We start from the raw sequence: 17,161 nt of genomic DNA on the forward strand, positions 1-17,161 counted from the left end.
CCGCCCACTGTTGAAAGGATTGAGGTCCCCAGATGACCGAATACACCCTGACGACAGGCATTTGCGGCATGTTTCGTCAGAATGACTCGGAATTGGTGGCACAACCTGCCGGTGGCGATACATTTGACGCGGTGCCACACGATGCGCGTGGCCGGCACAGAGCCATGCTCGAAATGATCTCGAAGGAGAACTGATGGAACTCGAATCTGGCGCCATGAAACCGGTGATCAACCGGATCAAGCGCGCGCAGGGCCAGTTGGCAGGTGTCGTTCGCATGCTCGAAGAAGGACGCGAATGCGAAGACGTGGTTACCCAGTTGGCAGCCGCATCGAAAGCATTGGATCGTGCTGGCTTCGCCATCGTCGCTACCGGACTTCAACAATGCATCGCCACGAGTGGCCCTGACAGTCTCGACGCCAAGAAGCTCGAGAAACTGTTTCTGTCGTTGGCCTAATGCGGGGCATGGCGGTTGGCGGATTGACCTAGGTCTTTCCGTTCATTGAAATGTTCGTCTCGCCTGATTTGCCTTGGTGTGTTCGCTAGTCCGGAGTGGTTTGACGGATACAGGCGACTGGCAGTTCGAACCACCGGAGATGTTCAAAATCGGCGGACACTAGGTGACCGGGCATGTCCATGATTGCCGGCTTCTGCTGGGTCAGAAGACGAGCGCTCTCGACAAGGTCGCCATTCAAGGACGACTCAGGTGCGGTCAGCGGCTGCGTCGGGTGCTGCATCTGGCCATCTGGGCCATAACCAACTTGCCTCAGTCGCAAGGGCGGCTCCACCAGACCGTTCCGGTGAACCCAAATGCCGGTCTCCGGGTCAAAGCGGTACTCACCAAGCATGCGCCAGCCATCGCGCGCAATGAGTGCAACAGCCTCGGTGATGTAGTCGAAAACTGCTTCGGAGATGAAGTAGTTGAAGTTGATTCGTACCCAACCAGGTTTGATTCCTTCACAGCCGCGGGTGATCTCCCGTCCGAACTCGTGGGATTGCTCGATATCGATGCCGAGCAGTCGGTGGCCGTATGGGCCAGCGCACGAGCATCCGCCCCTGGACTGGATGCCGAACAGATCGTTGAGGAGGGCGACAACAAAGTTGTGATGCAGATACTTTCCGCTCGGCGCGCGAATTACGAATGAAATGATCGAGAGTCGATCCGCATCAAGGTTTCCGAGGATCTCGATGTTCGGCTCGTCGGTCCACCGAGCGAGTGCGCGTCGCAGAAAATCCTCCTCAACTCGGCGGATCGCGTCGATACCAACAGCCTGCTTGAGCTGGAAGACCAGACCAGCCCTGATCGACTCGACGATCGCCGGCGTGCCGCCTTCTTCGCGCTGGGCAGGATCGGTCAGATAGCGGTGTTCGTCGGGATTGACGAAAGCGACGGTCCCACCGCCGGGAACGTCCGGCACACGGTTGGTCAGCAGTTCACGACGAACGACTAACACGCCAGGAGTGCCGGGCCCGCCGATGAACTTGTGAGGACTCAGAAAGATCGCGTCCTTGTAGCAGTGTGGGTCGCCCGTGTCGGGGCCGTTCATCTCGATCTCCACGTACGGTCCCGCGGCAGCGAAGTCCCAGAAAGACAGCGCTCCGTGACGATGTAGGAGAGAGGAGATAGCGGCAGTGTCACTAATAATCCCGGTGACATTGCTGGCGGCCGAGAAACTGCCGATCTTCACGGGACGATCTGCATACCTGACCAGTTCGACTTCAAGTTGAGCTAGATCGATATGGCCGTCGGAATCTGCCGGGATGGGAACGACGTCGGCGATCGACTCGCGCCACGGTAGCTCATTGGAATGGTGCTCAAACGGTCCATGGAACACGACCGGCCGTTCCGAGGCGGGAATCAGAGTGCTGCAGTGATAGCGGTCCTCGAGCGCAGACGGGATGCGAAGTCCGAGGATACCGATCAATTTGTCGATAGCTCCGGTGCAGCCCGAGCCAGCGAAAATCACCACGTTGTTGTCATCGCCACCCACGGCATCATGAATGATCGCCCGCGCGTCCGAGCGCAACCGGGTCGTCTGCAAACCGGTGCCGCTGGACTCAGTATGTGTGTTGGCGTAACTGGGTAGCACCTGTTCGCGAATGAAATCTTCTATAAACCCCAATGCTCGACCCGATGCAGTGTAGTCCGCGTAGGTGACCCGCCGGGGCCCGAACGGACCGAGCATGACGTGATCGTCACCGATGACCGCCTCACGAATCCGGCGAAGAAGTGGAGACTCGCCCGAACCGCCTGACGTGCCGTGCTTCATAGCCCGGTTTTCAGACGAAGATGCTCAATTTCGGTTGAATTAACGGCAGGAGAGGTGCAACTAGTGGAGAGTCCAAGCTTACCAAAAATCATTGCCGCTGGACAGAAGCCGGTGATGCTCGACTGCACGAGGTTAAGGCCGACGAAACCGACGAGGAGCAACCACCATGTCGAGAAGAATACGGTGAGTAGTGCACCGATCAGGACCATGGTGCCAGCGAGTGCGAGGACGGCGCGGTCGACACTCATCGCGCTCCTACGGCGTCGTTGACGCGCTGACGGGGCCACGGCCCGGATGCGTCTGAGCCACTGCTGTGCCCGTCGCACCACTGATCAGTTGGGACGTTTGCGCGAACGTCATCGACATGCTCACCGCAGCCGGACCAGGTCGTCTTGCCGCAGGTGCGGCATTGAATTGCACTACACATTCGTATTCTCCCTCTTGGATTGGTTAGTCGCCTGGACCAGCGTCGTCAGCGAGTACGTCTACTTGTGACCTTTGGCAGCCATCCGGAGGATGCGCAAGTTGAAGGCGATGAACCGGGTCAGTTGGTAGATCACGCTCTTGCGGCGACGCAGCGTGCCTGCGGTGGGCAGCGGCGCCTTGCTGAGGTCGGCCACTGGCTGAAGGCCATTGGTTGAAACGGGGACGGGGGCAGATGAGGGTTTGTTGGTGGGCATGGCGATCACTCCGGGATGAGGTGCCAGCCGAAGCGGGCTTTGGCCTTGTGGATGAACAGATAGTGCAGAACGAGCTTGGCCCAATGACCGCTGAGTCCGATCTCGCCACGAGTGTCGCGCAGGTCGCGACCGGTAGTGAATCGAGCGTAATCGGGCACAACGGGCATCATCGTCATCGATGCGGCCGAACCGCTTCGCATACCCTTGCCAGCCGAAGCGACACACGCCGCGCCCATGCGCGCCATCGAAGCCGTGTGCGCGGGAGCCCGGGAGCCGTGCTTGATCCGGGCGGCGATGGTCAACGCGGCGGTTTTGCCCATAACGCCCGACGGCATTCCCGTGCGCGGCGGTGCCGGCGCGATGGCCGTGCCGTTGACGCTCTTGCGGGGGCGCGAGATCTGGTGCGGGGGAGCGAAGGCAATACCGACCGCAAAGATGTTGTCGTGACCCGGCGCTAGATACGTCTCAGGCCAGTCCTCAGCGCGCCATTCCTCGTACGGCTTGGGCGTGTAATCGGCATCGACCTTCATGAAACCGTTGGGGGCGAACATCGTGGTTGTGATGTCAGCGCCCGTGCGGTCGTAAGCGGCCAGCGGCACCCCGCCGAACGGCGGTAACAGCATCGCGAAGTCGAAGCCTAAACTGTGGTGCTCACCGTCAAGGGTCTCGTAGTGCACGACGCCATCCTCAACCTGCTCGACGTGTGCGCCGAGGATCGGCTCGACGCCGCGCTCGCGGAACAGCGAGGCAGTCCATAGCTCGCTCGAGGTCTCGAAACCCCGGTCTTCAAAGGTCATCCCGTCGACGCCGAAGTCGCCGAGTGCCGCCTCGTTCGTCAGATAGACGAGGCGTGCGAGGTCGCGCACGCCGGCCTGCCGCAGTTCGTGGTCGACGTTGAACACATACTCGAAGGCTGCACCCTCGCACGTGCAGGTGCCGTGCCCCATACCGACGATCAGGGTCTGGGGGGTGCCTGCGCGCATCAGGTCGATCGACTCCCGCAGAGCGGCGGCGGCCTCGATCGCGTGGTCAGCTGTGCACACCGAGACAGTGTGTCCGTCGGGCCCCAATCCTTCGGTGGCGCCGAATTTGAGTTGCGGGCCGGTCGCGTTGATTAGGTAGTCGTAGCCGATTCGTTCTGTCCGGCCCGCGCTATCTGGTCCGGTGTGTTCGATATCGACGGCGCCACGGCCATCGGACTCGTCACCATCGGGCCGGATGGCGACGGCTTTGGCTTGACGGAACTTGATGCCCTTGCGTTTATACACCGGGGCGAGCGGGAAGACGACTTGCTTCTTGGACATCCGGCCGACACCCACCCAGATGTTCGACGGTATCCAGTTCCATTGGGAGTTGGGCGAAACGACCGTGATGGTGTGTTCCTTTCCCAACATGCGCCTCAGGTGAAGCGCTGCAGTATGTCCGGAGACTCCTGCCCCGAGGACGACGACGTCAGCCATCTTGACTCCTTATTAGTGTTGAGGTTTAAATGATACCCCGAGGGGTATTTACTGTCTAGGTCGCACTGGTGTATTCGTGGGTGTCTTCTTGGGGTGAGTGACCCGATAGCGGGCTCAGACGAAGAAGCCGAGTGGCTTCGGGTCGTGGTTGACGAGCACGTTCTTGACCTCCTGGTAGTTGTTCAAGGTCTGCTGGTCCGTCTCTCGGCCGTATCCGGACTGCTTGTAGCCACCGAAGCCCGCACCTGCGGGGTACTGGTTGTAGGTGTTGACCCACACCCGGCCGGCGAGGATCTCTTGGCTTGCCCGGTAGGTCAGATCGGCGTCGCGGCTCCAGACTCCTGATCCGAGCCCATAGATGGTGTCGTTGGCGATCTCGATCGCTTCGTCGTAATCGCTGAACGTTGCGACCGTGACGACGGGGCCGAAGATTTCGTCCTGGAACACCTGCATGTCGTTAGTGCCCTGGAATACTGTGGGCTGGATGAAGTAGCCACCATTGAGGTCGCCCGATAACTCGGCGCGCTCACCGCCTGCGAGAACCTTTGCCCCCTCCTTGGGGCCGAGTTCGAGGTAACCGGTGACTTTCTCCAGCTGGTCGAGGCTGTTCTGCGGACCCATCTCTGTTGTGGTGTCGAGGGGATCCCCGACTTTGATCCGTTCGACGCGCTGCACCGCCTGCTCGAGGAAGCCCGCGCCGATCAGGCCATCTTGGATCAATGCCCGCGATGGGCACGAGCAGATCTCACCCTTGTTGAGGGCGAACATCGTGAAGCCCTCGATCGCCTTGAGATAGAAGTCGTCCTTGGCTCTGGCCACGTCGTCGAAGAAGATGTTGGGCGACTTGCCGCCCAGCTCCATCGTGGTCGGGATGATGTTCTTGATGGCGTACTGCATGATCTCCCGGCCGGTCGCTGTGGAGCCGGTAAAGGCCACCTTGCCGACTCCGTCGTGCTCGACCAGTGCCCGCCCAATCTGGGCGCCACCACCGTTGACGACATTGATCACGCCGGGCGGAAGGATGTCGGCGATGAGCTCCATGATGTAGAGGATCGAAATGGGCGTGGCGCTCGCCGGCTTGAGCACCACAGTGTTGCCAGCCGCCAGTGCAGGTGCAAGCTTCCAGGTCGCCATCAGGATGGGGAAGTTCCACGGGATGATCTGCGCGACGACCCCGATCGGCTCGTAGAAGTGGTATGAAACCAGATCCCCGGTGAGCTTCTTGATATTGCCCTCTTGGGTGCGGATCGCGGCCGCGAAGTAGCGGAAGTGATCGATCGCCAGCGGGATGTCGGCGGCCAGTGTTTCGCGTACCGGCTTGCCGTTCTCCCACGACTCCAACACTGCGATCTGTTCGAGATGTGCCTCCAGATGGTCAGCCACGGCCGTGAGAACGGCGGCACGATCGGTCGTAGAGGTTGCTGCCCAAGCGGGGAACGCACCCTTGGCTGCCGCGACCGCCACGTCGATGTCCTCGACGGTCGAACGTGCGTACTCGGCGATCGGGAGACCAGTGGCCGGCGCCAGATCGTCGGCGTAGTGGCCCTTGAGAGGTTTGACCCAGTCGCCGCCAATAAAGTTGTCGTACCTGCTCTTGAGCGGGACGATGCTGTCGCTGGTTCCGGGACGGGCGTAGATAGTCATGTGCTTTTCTTCCTATTGGTTGTTCTATGAGCGGTACTGGGACAGCTAGGTGATTCATGCAGAGACATAAGCCGTGATCGCGACGATGGTGTCGACAAGGCCCTCCTTTGCATCCGCGAAGAACATGACTGGCGTCATGACTTCCCAATCCGGACGAGCTGTGTGCCCACCCACAATCGAAACTACGTTGAGACAGTGGTCGTCCGCGCCGGCCATACGGTCCAGATGTCCGGACTAAAGTCCCTACTTCGACCTGTCAGAAGATGTGGTTACTCGACTGGAGCGCTCTCCGGCTTCTCAAGCTTGACGGCACACCGGGGACTTTCGCCTCTATGAGATTGGCTGTCTCTGCGCGAGATTGGAGTTACGGACTCAGGAGGTCACATGAAGGTATACGTTCACACCGATCGGAACATCCACGCCGACGCCGGCCAGGCACAACACATTGAGGCCGATCTCTCGAGCGCGCTCGAAAGATTCAGCGACGACCTCACGCGCGTCGATGTGCAGTTGAGCGATGAGAGCGCCGGGAGGAACACCGGCGATGACATCCACTGCCTGCTGGAAGCGCGACCGGCACGCCAGGACGCGGTCACAGTCGCCCACCGGGCGGCCACCGTGACAGAAGCGTGCCAGGGAGCGACGGACAAGCTTGAAGCGCTGCTCACCCACAAGTTCGACCGACTGAACGACAAGGATGGACGCGACACCATTCGCGGTCGCTAACCTCAGTGGAGCAAGGTTGACGCGGAAGGCTGGAAGCACCCTTAAATCCACAATCCCCAACGGCGGTGTTTCAGTGGGGCTGGTTCATCGGCCTTGTCGGCCTTGACACCGACGGGCCATCGTGGCGGGCTTCGAACAAGCCAGCCGTGTCGTTGCCGCCGCTGCCATCATCATGGTCTCCGTGTTCGCTGCGTTCGTTTTCAGCGATGATCCGATGATTAAACAGTTCGGCTTCGCGCTCGCTGTCGGTGTTCTCATCGACGCATTCCTCGTCCGCCTGACGCTGATCCCCGCAGTGATGAGCCTGCTTGGACGCAGCGCATGGTGGCTCCCACGCTGGCTTGACCGGTTCTTGCCCACGACCGACATCGAAGGCCAAGAACACAGCGAAGAGGTGTAGCGATGCCGTCAGCTAGACGGCGGGCATGGTGGCCATCTTGGTTGAGACCGCGCCATCGCTCTGCGGTCTGAGCTAATCAGGCGAGCAATGCCTGGGCGAGATGTTCATCTTCGCGACAACCGGGTGGTATCGCAAATACGGCTGAGCCGATTGGGGTAGTCCATTTGTTGAGTAGGTCGAGTTCATCGAGGCGGCGTTGGATAGGAATGTATTGCTGGTCGACATCGGCTTGGTAGGTTGCGAAGATCAGTCCCGAGTTACTTAGTTCGCCTTTCGCTGGCGGCTCATCATAGTTGAAAGGACGACGCAGGAATCGTTGCCGAGGATCATCGGAACGCGCCCGGCGGATGTGGGCGAACGGCTCGATGACTTCGAGTCCGAGATTGTTCACCGCTTCGAAGTCCGGTTCGTCGCCCTCATGGGTTCCGGTCAGCGGCGCTCCGTTGTTGAGCCGCCGGCCGATTGTTTGCTCGCGTCCGGATCGATCAATCTCGTCCCATGTGTCCAGATCCATCGCGATACGTCTGATGACTAGCGAGGTTCCTCCCGTCAGCCAGTCTGGTTGGGATCCAAACCAATGCCGTGACTGTTCACCGATCCAAAACAACGATGATTCTTTGCGGGTGTCGGGGTTGCGGGTGCCGTCGACTTGCCCCATCAAATTGCGCATTGGTGCGCCAGTCCCGGCGGTGGCTGCTGAGTGCCGAAACCCGCGTTGCACCCAGCGCACCGTCACGAACGTTCTCGCTTCCTTGGTGAGCAGGCGTAGTGCGTGCGAGACGGTCAACTCTTCGTCGGCGCAGATCTGCAGCAGCAGATCGCCGCCTGACCAGGCGCTGTCGAGCCGGTCGATGTCAAATGCGGGTAACGGTTTGAGCCACGAGGGCTTCTGGCTCGCGAGGCCCTCGAGGTCGAAAACCCCTGGGCCGAAGCCGAGCGTGACCGTTAGCCGAGCCGGCATGTGCGCAAGCTCGGGTTCAGTGTCGGCCAGGCCTGGTCGTCCTTCGACGAGCCGGGAGATGTCATCGGTCCAGATCCGCATCAACCGGATAAGTGATTCACGATCTACGCCTTTGCGCAGGTCGTACGCGACGAACGCTGAATAGGCCTGTGGTGTCGTCACAACGCCAGCTTGGTGCGCACCGTGGAACGGCACCATCGCCGCCGCAACCTGTTGTGGATCGCCAGCTGTAGCGAGCGCCGCACCGGCTCCCGCGCCCATGGCGATCCCACCGGCCGCAGCCGCTCCCGTCCGCAACAGATTCCTGCGACTTAGGCCAGTGCTGGGTCCCCGCTTCTGGTTAGTCATGGCTCATGTCGCCCTTGTCCATCCCGCTCATGTCATCGCCCCCGTAGTTCTCGTTTGCGCCGGAGAACGTGCGCGCTGGCGCGGTGAACTTCATCGTTGACTTGTCCGCAAAGGTCAACGTCACCGTGACCATGTCGCCCGCTTTGATGGGTTTGGTGACACCCATGAACATCAGGTGGTCCGCGCCGGGCGCAAGCTTATGCGTGCCGCCAGCGGGGATAGCGAATCCATCCTTCTTGGCGCGCATCACCATTTTGCCGGCATCGTTGGGAGCCATCTCGTGCAGTTCCATCGAGCCGGTCACGGTGCTGGAAGCTGCGACGACAACAACTTTGCTGTCGGAGTCGTTCTTCAGCGTGCCGAAAGCGCCGGTCATGCCAGCTTTGGCCTCCTTGACCCACGGGTCTTGGACCGTGACGGTCGAGGCCTGGGTCGAGCTGCTGGCGTCGTCTCCTCCGCAGGCGACCAAAGTCATTGAAGCGACAGCGGTCAAGATGACGGCGGTCAGAACGCTCGTATATCGGTTCTTGAACAGCAGGGTGGTTGAGGTGGTCATGAGTGGTTCCGATCTGTTTCGGGTGTGTGATGAGAGGTGCGACGTCGCACAAGAAGCAGCAGGATGATGAGGGTGGTGACTGCTGCGATTGGGATGCCTAGTAGTTGCCAGGGCGTGTTCGATAACGCCTTAGCAGCGGGCTCGGCGGAGTCGTCGTCCGTCGAGGTGTTCGAGATATGCCCGATCGCGAACGGAATCGACCCTTGGAGTGGGTGCCCGTCCGAGGCGACGACCCGCCAGACGATTGAGTAGCTGCCGTCAGTTAGACCCGTCGGGAACGGGGTCGAGACGATATTGCGCGCGATCGTGGGCGTCATGCGGCTGATGGCAGCGTTGTTGTCATCACGAAGGACGATGGTGGGTGCGATGTTTGAGATCGCCCCGCTGAATTCGAGTTCGATGGTGTGCGGCGCGGTGGTTAACACCGCGCCTGCTATGGGAGTCGATCCGACCAGAGCACTGTGCGCGGCTGCCGGACCTACCCAGAAAAGGCAGGGCAGGAGAACAAAAACGCACGCCATGATCGTCCGTCCCGTAGGGGACATCCGCATGGTGAGAAATTCCTTAATGGCGCCGGCCGTTGATATCAACGGGCCGACGAATGACGCACCGGTGGGTGCAAGGACGGCAGGTTTACCGCGCGACCTGGCCCAACGCTTCGCTCAGGCTGTGACCGGATGCACGGCGATCATCGGCGGCGCCCGTCCGGGCGCCGTGTGTGGCCAAGTGGCCGGTTGAAGTCGCTGCACGAATGCGATGATCACAGGTGTCGCGACGGCTGCTGGTGCAGTGACCGTACGAAGGAGTTTTGCAGGTCGAAGTGCGATGACCTCGACAAGCGCCCATAGCGAACTCTCGCCCCACCGCACAATGCCGACGAGCATCACCGCGCCCACCATATGGGAAACGAGCATTTGCGTACCCATCCCCGTGGTCGCCATATCGTCAGGGCCGTTCAGCGGGGACATGCTGAGCAGGTGCACTGCGGACTGGGCGAACAGGAATGTTGCGAGCAGTTCGCGCACAGACCAACGGTGGCGGCTCAGCGCCCAACACAGCGCTGCCGCCGGCAAACTGACGAGCGCGATCACAGCCAACGTGGGTGGCATACCGCCACCGGCTACATGGCTTCCCAAACTAATCGTCACGGTCAGCAACGCCACGATGCCAGCACGCCAGAAGCGCGCCCATCCCGAGGTCAACGAAGACCGATCGGTAGGCCGCGGGGTGGTCATCGTGACAATGTATCAATCCGGATCTCTTGTGCTGACAGGAGTACTACATTGTGTAGGAGATGGGCCGAATGCCAAAGACTACTGAAGTCTCTAGGTGAGAAGAAAGAGTCGCCGTACACCCTCGAGAACAGATCAGTTGCATCGGTGCGACCTCACATCGCGGCCCGATCATGGGGGAAGAACATACCGTTGCCGAATGCGGCATGAAGCACGCCGGCTGTCTCCGCGTGCTTGGGAGCGGCATTCCAGAGATCGCGGTGTTCAGTAGCGCTCGGGCTCAGGTCCTGGAACGAAGCGCCGTCCGGTGATCTCTCTGGGCATGATTTCCACGAACGTGTACTTCAGTGTTGGCAGGAGCGGGCGTAGGGGAAGTTTGTTGGCTGCGTCAATCTCAGTTTGTTTTTGCAGGATCCGAGCCGTGCCTTGGATGACGACGCTCCATGCCTCATCGCTGCCTGCCGAATCGGTTTCGAACGCGACTTGCTCGTTGACCGCCACCTGAGCGAGTTTGCTGCCCGGGGCGGTCCGGAATATCAGTCGGTCGTTGGCTACCGAGAAGTTAACCGGAAAAATATCTGGCTGTCCTGCGACACTGACCGCCAAGCGGCCAATCGTCGACGAACGCAGCAGCCGCCACGACTCGCTCTCGTCTAGGACGTCAAACGGTTCCAACTCATCAGTATCCATATTTGACTATCCCACGGGACTGCTCTGACCGGGACCGCCGGCGCCGGCTTACACAGCGCGATTGAAGATCGTCTGCTGCGTAATGTGTTCTCCCTCGCACCCGCATGCAGTCTGCCACCCATCACGGACGACCGCACCGTTCTGGCTGACGTCGACGGGGCGTTTTGCGATCCAGTCGTGCGCTGGTATCTGCGCTGCTTGAAGCGAAAGATGTTACCAAGTCGACAGGATTGGTGTACTGCCGCGAGGATGGTCGGTATGGATGTGAACGAGACTCTTCTTCCCGGCGTCGGTGTGCGCTACGAATTTCACAGCATCGACGGCGACCTGATCGGCGTCGTGGCGCATCGCAACGGTGAGTTCCAGATCGTCGTCTACGACGCAGATGACCCCGACCAGTGCCGCGAAGCATTCCGGCTGGGGCCGGCCGGGGCCGAGGCGCTCGCGCAGATTCTCGGTGCCCCGCGCATCGCCGAGCGATTCGCTGATCTGAGCCGCGAGATCCCGGGGTTGGTCACCGGCCAAGTCGTGGTGCCGCCCGACGGTCCTTTCACCGGCGAGCCACTGGGTCGCACTCGTGCTCGCAGTCGCACTGGTGCGTCGGTCGTGGCGATCGTGCGGGGGCAGAAAATTATCAACTCTCCGGTGCCCGAAGAGGTGATACGAGCCGGTGACGTCCTTGTCGTTATCGGCAGCGAGGATGCGATCGGCGAGGTCGACCGTATCGTCACCCGGGGCTGAGAGTGGAGACGTCAGTTGCGTTGCTACTTGAACTCGGCGTGGTGTTGTTTCTCTTCACTCTCCTGGGTGCCGGCGCACGAAAGGTGGGACTGTCACCGATCCCGCTCTACCTTGTGGGCGGCCTCGCACTCGGTGAAGGTGGCCTCGCTCCAGTCCCTGCCTCCGGTGAGTTCATCAGCGCCGGCGCCTCCATCGGCGTGGTCCTGCTCCTGCTCACGCTGGGTCTGGAATTCTCGCTCGGTGAGTTTGCCTCCAGCATGCGCGCGCACGTGCCGTCTGGGCTCGTCGACCTTCTACTGAACGCCGCACCGGGTGCGCTCGCAGGGTGGCTCATCGGCTTCGACATGGTCGGCGTGTTGGCGCTGGCGGGCGCGACCTATGTTTCCTCGTCGGGGATAATCGCACGCCTACTGAATGAGTTGGGCCGGCTCGGCAACCGAGAGACGCCTGCGATCCTGTCGGTCCTGGTGTTTGAGGATTTCGCGATGGCGGCGTTCCTTCCGCTGCTGGCAGTGCTCGTCGCCGGTGGCGCTTGGTGGCAAGTGCTGGTCGGTGTCGGGGCCGCGGTTGCAGCGCTCACTGTGGCGTTCGTGGTGTCGTATCGCTGGGGCCATCATCTCGGCGAGAAAATGGCCCATCCCGACGACGAACAGCTCCTGCTGCGAGTCCTCGCGCTCACCCTCATCGTCGCGGCACTCGCCGAGTACGTCCACGTCTCCGCAGCAGTCGGCGCGTTCCTTGTGGGGCTGACACTGACCGGGCAGACGGCGGACCGAGCCCGTACCCTCCTCACACCGCTCAGAGACCTCTTTGGTGCCATCTTCTTTCTCTCGATCGGCCTAGCGGTTGACCCGCGAGACCTCATCCCGATGTTGCCCGCCGCACTAGTTCTAGCTGTTGTCACCGGGGCAACCAAGATGCTCACCGGGAGATATGCCGCACGGCGGAGTGGCGTGGGACGCCAAGGGCAGCTGCGGGCGGGCACTGCGCTAGTGATCCGTGGGGAGTTCTCGCTAGTCATCGTCGGGCTCGCAGGCACCGCCGACGAACGGCTCGCGCCACTGGTCACCGCATACGTCATGTTATTGGCGGTGAGCGGACCCATCCTGACGCGTTTCGTCGGCACCGGCAAACGGCCTACCCCCGCGATGGGGCCAGACTGACCCTCGGGAGTTCTCGGCGGAACAGAACTGACTCTCAGCTCCCGATCTGATCACGTCAGGCGAGCGAGAGGAAGACCTTCTCCATCTTCTTCACCTCGAGGCTGTTGGCGTTGTCGCCGTTGGCCAGGCACTGACGCAGTCCGGTCGAAACGATCACGAGGCCAGCGCGGTCTAGAGCGTGCGAGACCGCAGCGAGCTGGGTGACGACATCTTCGCAGTTACGGCCTGCCTCAAGCATGCGCAGCACGCCAGCGAGCTGCCCTTGGGCACGCTTGATGCGGTTGATGACCGGGGTCATCTCCGCGGCATCGAAGTCCATCAGGCGCCCTCTTGTTGGAGCGCTACGAGTGCTGCGGTGAGTCGCCGTTTGGCATCAGCCGCGACACCGTGGAGCCCGTCGTTGCCCGCTAAGCCCATCATCACGTCTGGGTTGAACGCCTCCACGACGGTGGTGGTGTCATCCACGGAACGCACAACAACATTGCACGGCAGCACCGCGGCGATCGATGGCTCGGCCTGCATCGCCTCGTAGGCTAGCGCAGGGCGACAGGCTCCAAGGATCACCTGTGGTGCGACATCGACTTCGAGCTTGGCCTTCATGGTCGCCTTGATGTCGATCTCGGTCAGGATCCCGAATCCCTGCTCGCTGAGAGCGCTGCGAACCGCCGCGACGGCCTGCACATACGGTTGGGCAAGCGTGGTGGAAATGGTGTAATCATTCATCATGCGCTCCTAGTCTGTGTGGCTTCGCTGCGTGCGGCGTCGATGTCGAGTTCGCGCACCGCGGTGATGACTTCCTCGAGGGCTGTGGCCGACAGGGCTCCAGGCTGGGAGAACACTAATGTGCCGTCTTTGAACGCCATCAGGGTCGGGATGGACGTGATTTGGGCGCCGGATGCAAGAGCTGCCTCAGCTTCGGTATCGACCTTGCCGAACACAACATCGGGGTGTGTCGCAGATGCCTGCTCGTAGACGGGCGCGAACTGTCGGCATGGGCCGCACCACGACGCCCAGAAGTCGACGAAGACGACGTCGTTACTGGTGATTGTCTGCTCGAAATTCTTTGAACCCAACTCGATGGTAGCCATCTGTTTCTCCTTATGGTGTGTTTAACGGTCCTTAGAAGCGGTGATACCAAGTATAACCAATATACCCCCTACGGTATTCCAATAGAGATCTTTCCGAGCTTTCGAAATATGCCCCAGCGGGTGGTACGTTCGTATTCAAAGATACCCCAGTGGGTATCTGACAGTTTGCGGTCCAACGAGACAAGCAACCGTTCTAATAGGAGACAGCATGTGCAGAGCAGTCAGGTGCAAGACCTGCGACAAGACCACCTGGGCCGGATGCGGCCAGCATGTCGCGAGCGTGAAGGCCAGCGTTCCGGCAGGGCAGTGGTGCTCCGGGCATCCCAAAGCTGCGCGCACCCACGGTAGTTGGTGGAGTCGATTGTTCGGCCGCTGAAAACAAAGTCGGCGGGCACGGAAAACATGACGACGGCGGCGGCAACGGCAGGGCGGGATGGGGCTATCTGTCCCGGTGGCAGTCTCCCGGACGGGTGCGGTTACGCCCGTCCGGCCTCACTCGGGGACGAGGAGGGTGCCACGTATCAAGGCACGCAGGCTGAGGACGCCGACTACGGTCACCACAAGGGTGGCCAAGGCAAGCAGTGCGATCGCAAGTATGTCGTAGGCGGTCGTGTCTAGTGCTCCAGCGATTGCAATTGAGGCGGTCGCGACTGCGGCGAGGGGGAAGGAGTAAGCCCAGTAGGGGACTGCGAACGGGATTGTTCGCAGCCGCGTGATCTGCGCTAGCAGCAGTAGCACGAACATCACTGCGGTGGAGTGCAGGATGCGAGCTACTGGATCCGCGGCCGCTCCGGTCAGTGCTTGCCACGAGAGCATTCCCACGGCGGGTGGGGCGATGAAGATGGCCAAGGTAGGCAGTAACCGATCGGGCATTGGCGCGTCGTGGAGCAGGACCCGATGGAGCAGGACCGGGAGTAGCGCCAGCCAGAGGACCATTCCCACGGAGAACGAAAACCAGGCTAAATCGGTCGAACCGAGAGCAGGCGCTGCGATCGGGGTGATTGCGTTGCCCACGATCGGGATGAACCAGGCTGGAGTGACGTGGCTGAGCGTGATGTCGGCCCGACCGAACCACGCCGAGAGGATCCCGACTGTCAGCGCGAGGTGACCCAGTGCGCCTACCCACCACAGCCCGGTGGCGACCGGTTTCATGAGGTCTTGTCCGGCCGTCGCGAGCAGCAGTAGCGAAATAGTCACAGTCGGCACAAAGGCCATCTTTACCGGGTGGCGGAGTTCAGCCCGCACGACGTCGGGGTAGCGGATCCACTTAGCGGCGTACGTCGCGACCATCACAACAAAGACCCCCGCTGCGAGGAAGAAGAGGGCATCGCCCATGAGCTCGGGAAGTTCCCAGACGCGCGCGGCACGTCGCCAAGCAAGGGAAAGCCCGCCAATTCCCATGACCGCGGAGAAGAATGCGATTGGGAAGTGCGCGAGTCGGGAGCCTGCTGAGTTCGTCATGGAGCCTCTGTCGTAGTCGTCCCTGAAGGTATTAACTGACGCGGATAGCTGCGTCGACCTGCTGTTCGCTGAGCTCCTTGGTGCAGAAGAACCAGTCAATGCACTCGACGCCATCGTCGCTGTCCGTCATTCTCTCTTCTGCGGTTCCGCAGGAGCCCGCAGGGGGAACGATGACTGCCTCGCCGGGTTGCCAATCGGCGGGAAGCGCGACATCGAAGGCATCTGCCGTCTGTAGTCCTTTGATCACGCGGAGCAGTTCGTCGAAGTTTCTGCCTAGCGCCAATGGGTAGTAGAGGATCGTTCGAATGACGCCGGCTGGGTCGATTACGAAGACGGCACGCACGGCCTGGGTCGTGGCTTCGCCGGGCATGATCATGCCGTATTTGCTGGCAACGTTCATGGACACGTCGTCAATCAGAGGAAAGGTCACTTCAACGTTTTTCATATCTCGGAAGACCATTTTTTCTTTGATCGTCCGCAACCATGCGATGTGGCTGTAGAGGCCATCAATCGAGAGTCCGACCAATTGAGTGTTGTAGGCCTCGAACTCGTCCTGCATCGTCGCGAAGGTCATGAATTCGCTGGTGCACACCGGCGTGAAATCGGCAGGATGGGAGAAGAGGATTGCCCATTTTCCCGCATAGTCAGCCGGGAAGTCGATCGGTCCTTGTGTCGTTTGAGCGGTGAAGGCTGGCGCAAGATCACCGATGCGCGGCATCGGGGTGGCGGTTACCTGTTCTGGGGTGATTTCCTGCATGGTCCTGAACCCTTCGATTAGAGGCTGCTGCTATTAGCTAGAACATACCTAGGGGGGTATATATTCCTGTCCCCGGACAGGCCTATTTGATGGATTTTCATCGGGGTCGAATCGGCACCTCTGCGCCAAACGTGAGAACGCCACCGGATCACCTACCTGAAGCACGCTCGTCGACCTGTCCGGAATCTCCGCTGGCGCTTCCGTGTTGCACTGGTTAGACCGTTATTGGGTATCGATGGACCTTTGGAGATCGTATGCGCGAGATGAACAAACCACCGGCCTTGCGCCACCCGGTTGGACCACTCCCTGCGTGGGAGTCGGTACTTGCTGTGGTTGCCCATCCCGATGACGAGTCCTTCGGGCTCGGCGCGATCCTTGATAGTTTTGTGCGGGAAGGCGCGACGGTTTCGGTTCTGTGCTTCACGCACGGGGAGGCCTCAACCCTCGACGCCGTGACGGGGAAACTCGGTGAACTGCGTGCGTCGGAACTACAGAATGCTGCACGGCATCTGGGCGCGAGTTCGGCGCACCTACTCGACTATCCCGACGGCGCGTTGTCGCAGGTCGAGACGGCAAAGCTCTCAGTTGACGTGCGGCACGAGTTAGGTATGCGGCCCGTTCAGGGGATGGTGGTTTTCGATCCCAGCGGTGTCAGTGGGCACAGCGATCACAGAGCAGCGACCGAAGCAGCCTTGGATGCGGCGGTACGTGAAAATTTGCCCGTGCTCGGCTGGACCTTGCCCTATACGGTGGCTGACGAACTCAACGAGGAATTCGAGGCGAGCTTCGTCGGCCACGCCGACAGCGAAGTGGATCTCGTCATTGCAGTCGAGCGTGAGCGGCAGCAGTTAGCCAGCCTGGCTCATGTAAGTCAGGCCGTGCCGACGAGCGTGCTCTGGCGCAGGCTACAACTCCTTGGGGATCGTGAGTACCTGCGCTGGCTGCGTCAGTGATGGCTTGAACATCGGCCAGCCACGAAGAATAAAT

At 60.9% G+C, this 17,161-nt stretch carries 24 protein-coding genes; 8 read left to right on the forward strand and 16 right to left on the reverse strand.

What is annotated here, in order from left to right; genetic code table 11:
* Positions 1-32 precede the first annotated feature (32 nt).
* Positions 33-194, forward strand: coding sequence for a hypothetical protein (locus AC2YB9_RS05980; protein WP_487267832.1), 162 nt, complete (start codon positions 33-35; stop codon positions 192-194).
* Positions 194-454, forward strand: coding sequence for a metal-sensitive transcriptional regulator (locus tag AC2YB9_RS05985; protein WP_487267833.1), 261 nt, complete (start codon positions 194-196; stop codon positions 452-454). Before AC2YB9_RS05980 ends, AC2YB9_RS05985 begins: the two co-directional genes overlap by 1 nt.
* Before the next feature lie 85 nt (positions 455-539).
* On the opposite strand, the gene AC2YB9_RS05990 is transcribed toward AC2YB9_RS05985, so the two are convergent.
* The 6 genes from AC2YB9_RS05990 to AC2YB9_RS06015 form a co-directional block, all read right to left on the reverse strand.
* Positions 540-2,267 (reverse strand): aminotransferase class V-fold PLP-dependent enzyme, encoded by a 1,728-nt coding sequence (locus AC2YB9_RS05990; RefSeq protein WP_487267834.1) that lies wholly within the window; start codon positions 2,265-2,267, stop codon positions 540-542.
* Positions 2,264-2,515: a YgaP family membrane protein gene (locus tag AC2YB9_RS05995; protein WP_487267835.1), complete on the reverse strand. Its 252-nt coding sequence runs from the start codon at positions 2,513-2,515 to the stop codon at positions 2,264-2,266. Before AC2YB9_RS05995 ends, AC2YB9_RS05990 begins: the two co-directional genes overlap by 4 nt.
* A complete protein-coding gene (locus AC2YB9_RS06000) occupies positions 2,512-2,694 on the reverse strand; it encodes a hypothetical protein (protein ID WP_487267836.1) in 183 nt (60 codons plus the stop codon). Before AC2YB9_RS06000 ends, AC2YB9_RS05995 begins: the two co-directional genes overlap by 4 nt.
* 58 nt (positions 2,695-2,752) lie before the next feature.
* Positions 2,753-2,947, reverse strand: coding sequence for a hypothetical protein (locus AC2YB9_RS06005; RefSeq protein WP_487267837.1), 195 nt, complete (start codon positions 2,945-2,947; stop codon positions 2,753-2,755).
* Between the two features lie 5 nt (positions 2,948-2,952).
* Positions 2,953-4,407 (reverse strand): NAD(P)/FAD-dependent oxidoreductase, encoded by a 1,455-nt coding sequence (locus AC2YB9_RS06010; RefSeq protein ID WP_487267838.1) that lies wholly within the window; start codon positions 4,405-4,407, stop codon positions 2,953-2,955.
* Between the two features lie 114 nt (positions 4,408-4,521).
* Positions 4,522-6,051, reverse strand: a complete 1,530-nt coding sequence (locus tag AC2YB9_RS06015; RefSeq protein ID WP_487267839.1) for an aldehyde dehydrogenase family protein — start codon at positions 6,049-6,051, stop codon at positions 4,522-4,524.
* 384 nt (positions 6,052-6,435) lie between these two features.
* Here AC2YB9_RS06015 and AC2YB9_RS06020 point away from each other — a divergent pair, with 384 nt between their 5' ends.
* Together AC2YB9_RS06020 and AC2YB9_RS06025 are read left to right on the forward strand one after the other, a co-directional pair.
* Entirely contained in the window at positions 6,436-6,777 is a 342-nt protein-coding gene (locus AC2YB9_RS06020) for an HPF/RaiA family ribosome-associated protein (RefSeq protein ID WP_487267840.1), read from the forward strand.
* 121 nt (positions 6,778-6,898) lie between these two features.
* On the forward strand, positions 6,899-7,177 hold the full coding sequence (locus AC2YB9_RS06025; protein ID WP_487267841.1) for an MMPL family transporter: 279 nt from the start codon (positions 6,899-6,901) through the stop codon (positions 7,175-7,177).
* Between the two features lie 76 nt (positions 7,178-7,253).
* On the opposite strand, the gene AC2YB9_RS06030 is transcribed toward AC2YB9_RS06025, so the two are convergent.
* The 5 genes from AC2YB9_RS06030 to AC2YB9_RS06050 form a co-directional block, all read right to left on the reverse strand.
* Positions 7,254-8,399, reverse strand: coding sequence for a Dyp-type peroxidase (locus AC2YB9_RS06030; protein ID WP_487267842.1), 1,146 nt, complete (start codon positions 8,397-8,399; stop codon positions 7,254-7,256).
* A gap of 79 nt (positions 8,400-8,478) precedes the next feature.
* Complete coding sequence (locus tag AC2YB9_RS06035; protein ID WP_487267843.1) at positions 8,479-9,042, reverse strand: copper chaperone PCu(A)C; 564 nt, start codon at positions 9,040-9,042, stop codon at positions 8,479-8,481.
* Complete coding sequence (locus AC2YB9_RS06040) at positions 9,039-9,593, reverse strand: copper resistance CopC family protein (RefSeq protein ID WP_487267844.1); 555 nt, start codon at positions 9,591-9,593, stop codon at positions 9,039-9,041. The genes AC2YB9_RS06035 and AC2YB9_RS06040 overlap by 4 nt, the downstream gene beginning before the upstream one ends.
* Positions 9,594-9,704: 111 nt before the next feature.
* On the reverse strand, positions 9,705-10,277 hold the full coding sequence (locus AC2YB9_RS06045) for a hypothetical protein (protein WP_487267845.1): 573 nt from the start codon (positions 10,275-10,277) through the stop codon (positions 9,705-9,707).
* 261 nt (positions 10,278-10,538) lie between these two features.
* Positions 10,539-10,964 carry a pyridoxamine 5'-phosphate oxidase family protein gene (locus AC2YB9_RS06050; protein ID WP_487267846.1) on the reverse strand — a complete coding sequence of 142 codons (426 nt, stop codon included), beginning with the start codon at positions 10,962-10,964 and terminating at the stop codon, positions 10,539-10,541.
* 258 nt (positions 10,965-11,222) lie between these two features.
* Here AC2YB9_RS06050 and AC2YB9_RS06055 point away from each other — a divergent pair, with 258 nt between their 5' ends.
* On the forward strand, positions 11,223-11,705 hold the full coding sequence (locus AC2YB9_RS06055; protein WP_487267847.1) for a cation:proton antiporter regulatory subunit: 483 nt from the start codon (positions 11,223-11,225) through the stop codon (positions 11,703-11,705).
* A 2-nt stretch (positions 11,706-11,707) separates the two neighbouring features.
* On the forward strand, positions 11,708-12,868 hold the full coding sequence (locus AC2YB9_RS06060; RefSeq protein ID WP_487267848.1) for a cation:proton antiporter: 1,161 nt from the start codon (positions 11,708-11,710) through the stop codon (positions 12,866-12,868).
* 55 nt (positions 12,869-12,923) lie between these two features.
* Here the strand turns inward: AC2YB9_RS06060 and AC2YB9_RS06065 are convergent, their stop codons facing one another.
* From AC2YB9_RS06065 to trxA, 3 genes are read right to left on the reverse strand one after another with little or no spacing between them, the layout of a single operon-like run.
* Entirely contained in the window at positions 12,924-13,187 is a 264-nt protein-coding gene (locus AC2YB9_RS06065; protein WP_487267849.1) for a metal-sensitive transcriptional regulator, read from the reverse strand.
* On the reverse strand, positions 13,187-13,591 hold the full coding sequence (locus tag AC2YB9_RS06070; RefSeq protein WP_487267850.1) for a DUF302 domain-containing protein: 405 nt from the start codon (positions 13,589-13,591) through the stop codon (positions 13,187-13,189). Before AC2YB9_RS06070 ends, AC2YB9_RS06065 begins: the two co-directional genes overlap by 1 nt.
* Complete coding sequence (gene trxA / locus AC2YB9_RS06075) at positions 13,591-13,956, reverse strand: thioredoxin (protein ID WP_487267851.1); 366 nt, start codon at positions 13,954-13,956, stop codon at positions 13,591-13,593. The genes AC2YB9_RS06070 and trxA overlap by 1 nt, the downstream gene beginning before the upstream one ends.
* A 208-nt stretch (positions 13,957-14,164) precedes the next feature.
* Here trxA and AC2YB9_RS06080 point away from each other — a divergent pair, with 208 nt between their 5' ends.
* Positions 14,165-14,332, forward strand: coding sequence for a hypothetical protein (locus tag AC2YB9_RS06080; protein ID WP_487267852.1), 168 nt, complete (start codon positions 14,165-14,167; stop codon positions 14,330-14,332).
* A gap of 116 nt (positions 14,333-14,448) precedes the next feature.
* Here the strand turns inward: AC2YB9_RS06080 and AC2YB9_RS06085 are convergent, their stop codons facing one another.
* Together AC2YB9_RS06085 and AC2YB9_RS06090 are read right to left on the reverse strand one after the other, a co-directional pair.
* Positions 14,449-15,417: an SLAC1 anion channel family protein gene (locus AC2YB9_RS06085; RefSeq protein ID WP_487267853.1), complete on the reverse strand. Its 969-nt coding sequence runs from the start codon at positions 15,415-15,417 to the stop codon at positions 14,449-14,451.
* Positions 15,418-15,448: 31 nt separating this feature from the next.
* Entirely contained in the window at positions 15,449-16,174 is a 726-nt protein-coding gene (locus AC2YB9_RS06090) for a peroxiredoxin (RefSeq protein ID WP_487267854.1), read from the reverse strand.
* Between the two features lie 254 nt (positions 16,175-16,428).
* Here AC2YB9_RS06090 and AC2YB9_RS06095 point away from each other — a divergent pair, with 254 nt between their 5' ends.
* Positions 16,429-17,127 carry a PIG-L family deacetylase gene (locus AC2YB9_RS06095; protein ID WP_487267855.1) on the forward strand — a complete coding sequence of 233 codons (699 nt, stop codon included), beginning with the start codon at positions 16,429-16,431 and terminating at the stop codon, positions 17,125-17,127.
* Positions 17,128-17,161: the final 34 nt, after the last annotated feature.

The sequence above is a fragment of the Aeromicrobium changchenzhani genome, assembly GCF_057586615.1.

What these genes read in the sequence shown, in the direction of transcription:
- AC2YB9_RS05980 (WP_487267832.1), top strand. Translation starts at nt 33, where the DNA reads ATGACCGAATACACCCTGACGACAGGCATTTGCGGCATGTTTCGTCAG.
- AC2YB9_RS05985 (WP_487267833.1), top strand. Translation starts at nt 194, where the DNA reads ATGGAACTCGAATCTGGCGCCATGAAACCGGTGATCAACCGGATCAAG.
- AC2YB9_RS05990 (WP_487267834.1), bottom strand. Translation starts at nt 2,267, where the DNA reads ATGAAGCACGGCACGTCAGGCGGTTCGGGCGAGTCTCCACTTCTTCGC.
- AC2YB9_RS05995 (WP_487267835.1), bottom strand. Translation starts at nt 2,515, where the DNA reads ATGAGTGTCGACCGCGCCGTCCTCGCACTCGCTGGCACCATGGTCCTG.
- AC2YB9_RS06000 (WP_487267836.1), bottom strand. Translation starts at nt 2,694, where the DNA reads ATGTGTAGTGCAATTCAATGCCGCACCTGCGGCAAGACGACCTGGTCC.
- AC2YB9_RS06005 (WP_487267837.1), bottom strand. Translation starts at nt 2,947, where the DNA reads ATGCCCACCAACAAACCCTCATCTGCCCCCGTCCCCGTTTCAACCAAT.
- AC2YB9_RS06010 (WP_487267838.1), bottom strand. Translation starts at nt 4,407, where the DNA reads ATGGCTGACGTCGTCGTCCTCGGGGCAGGAGTCTCCGGACATACTGCA.
- AC2YB9_RS06015 (WP_487267839.1), bottom strand. Translation starts at nt 6,051, where the DNA reads ATGACTATCTACGCCCGTCCCGGAACCAGCGACAGCATCGTCCCGCTC.
- AC2YB9_RS06020 (WP_487267840.1), top strand. Translation starts at nt 6,436, where the DNA reads ATGAAGGTATACGTTCACACCGATCGGAACATCCACGCCGACGCCGGC.
- AC2YB9_RS06030 (WP_487267842.1), bottom strand. Translation starts at nt 8,399, where the DNA reads ATGGGCGCGGGAGCCGGTGCGGCGCTCGCTACAGCTGGCGATCCACAA.
- AC2YB9_RS06035 (WP_487267843.1), bottom strand. Translation starts at nt 9,042, where the DNA reads ATGACCACCTCAACCACCCTGCTGTTCAAGAACCGATATACGAGCGTT.
- AC2YB9_RS06040 (WP_487267844.1), bottom strand. Translation starts at nt 9,593, where the DNA reads ATGCGGATGTCCCCTACGGGACGGACGATCATGGCGTGCGTTTTTGTT.
- AC2YB9_RS06045 (WP_487267845.1), bottom strand. Translation starts at nt 10,277, where the DNA reads ATGACCACCCCGCGGCCTACCGATCGGTCTTCGTTGACCTCGGGATGG.
- AC2YB9_RS06050 (WP_487267846.1), bottom strand. Translation starts at nt 10,964, where the DNA reads ATGGATACTGATGAGTTGGAACCGTTTGACGTCCTAGACGAGAGCGAG.
- AC2YB9_RS06055 (WP_487267847.1), top strand. Translation starts at nt 11,223, where the DNA reads ATGGATGTGAACGAGACTCTTCTTCCCGGCGTCGGTGTGCGCTACGAA.
- AC2YB9_RS06065 (WP_487267849.1), bottom strand. Translation starts at nt 13,187, where the DNA reads ATGGACTTCGATGCCGCGGAGATGACCCCGGTCATCAACCGCATCAAG.
- AC2YB9_RS06070 (WP_487267850.1), bottom strand. Translation starts at nt 13,591, where the DNA reads ATGAATGATTACACCATTTCCACCACGCTTGCCCAACCGTATGTGCAG.
- trxA (WP_487267851.1), bottom strand. Translation starts at nt 13,956, where the DNA reads ATGGCTACCATCGAGTTGGGTTCAAAGAATTTCGAGCAGACAATCACC.
- AC2YB9_RS06080 (WP_487267852.1), top strand. Translation starts at nt 14,165, where the DNA reads ATGTGCAGAGCAGTCAGGTGCAAGACCTGCGACAAGACCACCTGGGCC.
- AC2YB9_RS06085 (WP_487267853.1), bottom strand. Translation starts at nt 15,417, where the DNA reads ATGACGAACTCAGCAGGCTCCCGACTCGCGCACTTCCCAATCGCATTC.
- AC2YB9_RS06090 (WP_487267854.1), bottom strand. Translation starts at nt 16,174, where the DNA reads ATGCAGGAAATCACCCCAGAACAGGTAACCGCCACCCCGATGCCGCGC.
- AC2YB9_RS06095 (WP_487267855.1), top strand. Translation starts at nt 16,429, where the DNA reads ATGCGCGAGATGAACAAACCACCGGCCTTGCGCCACCCGGTTGGACCA.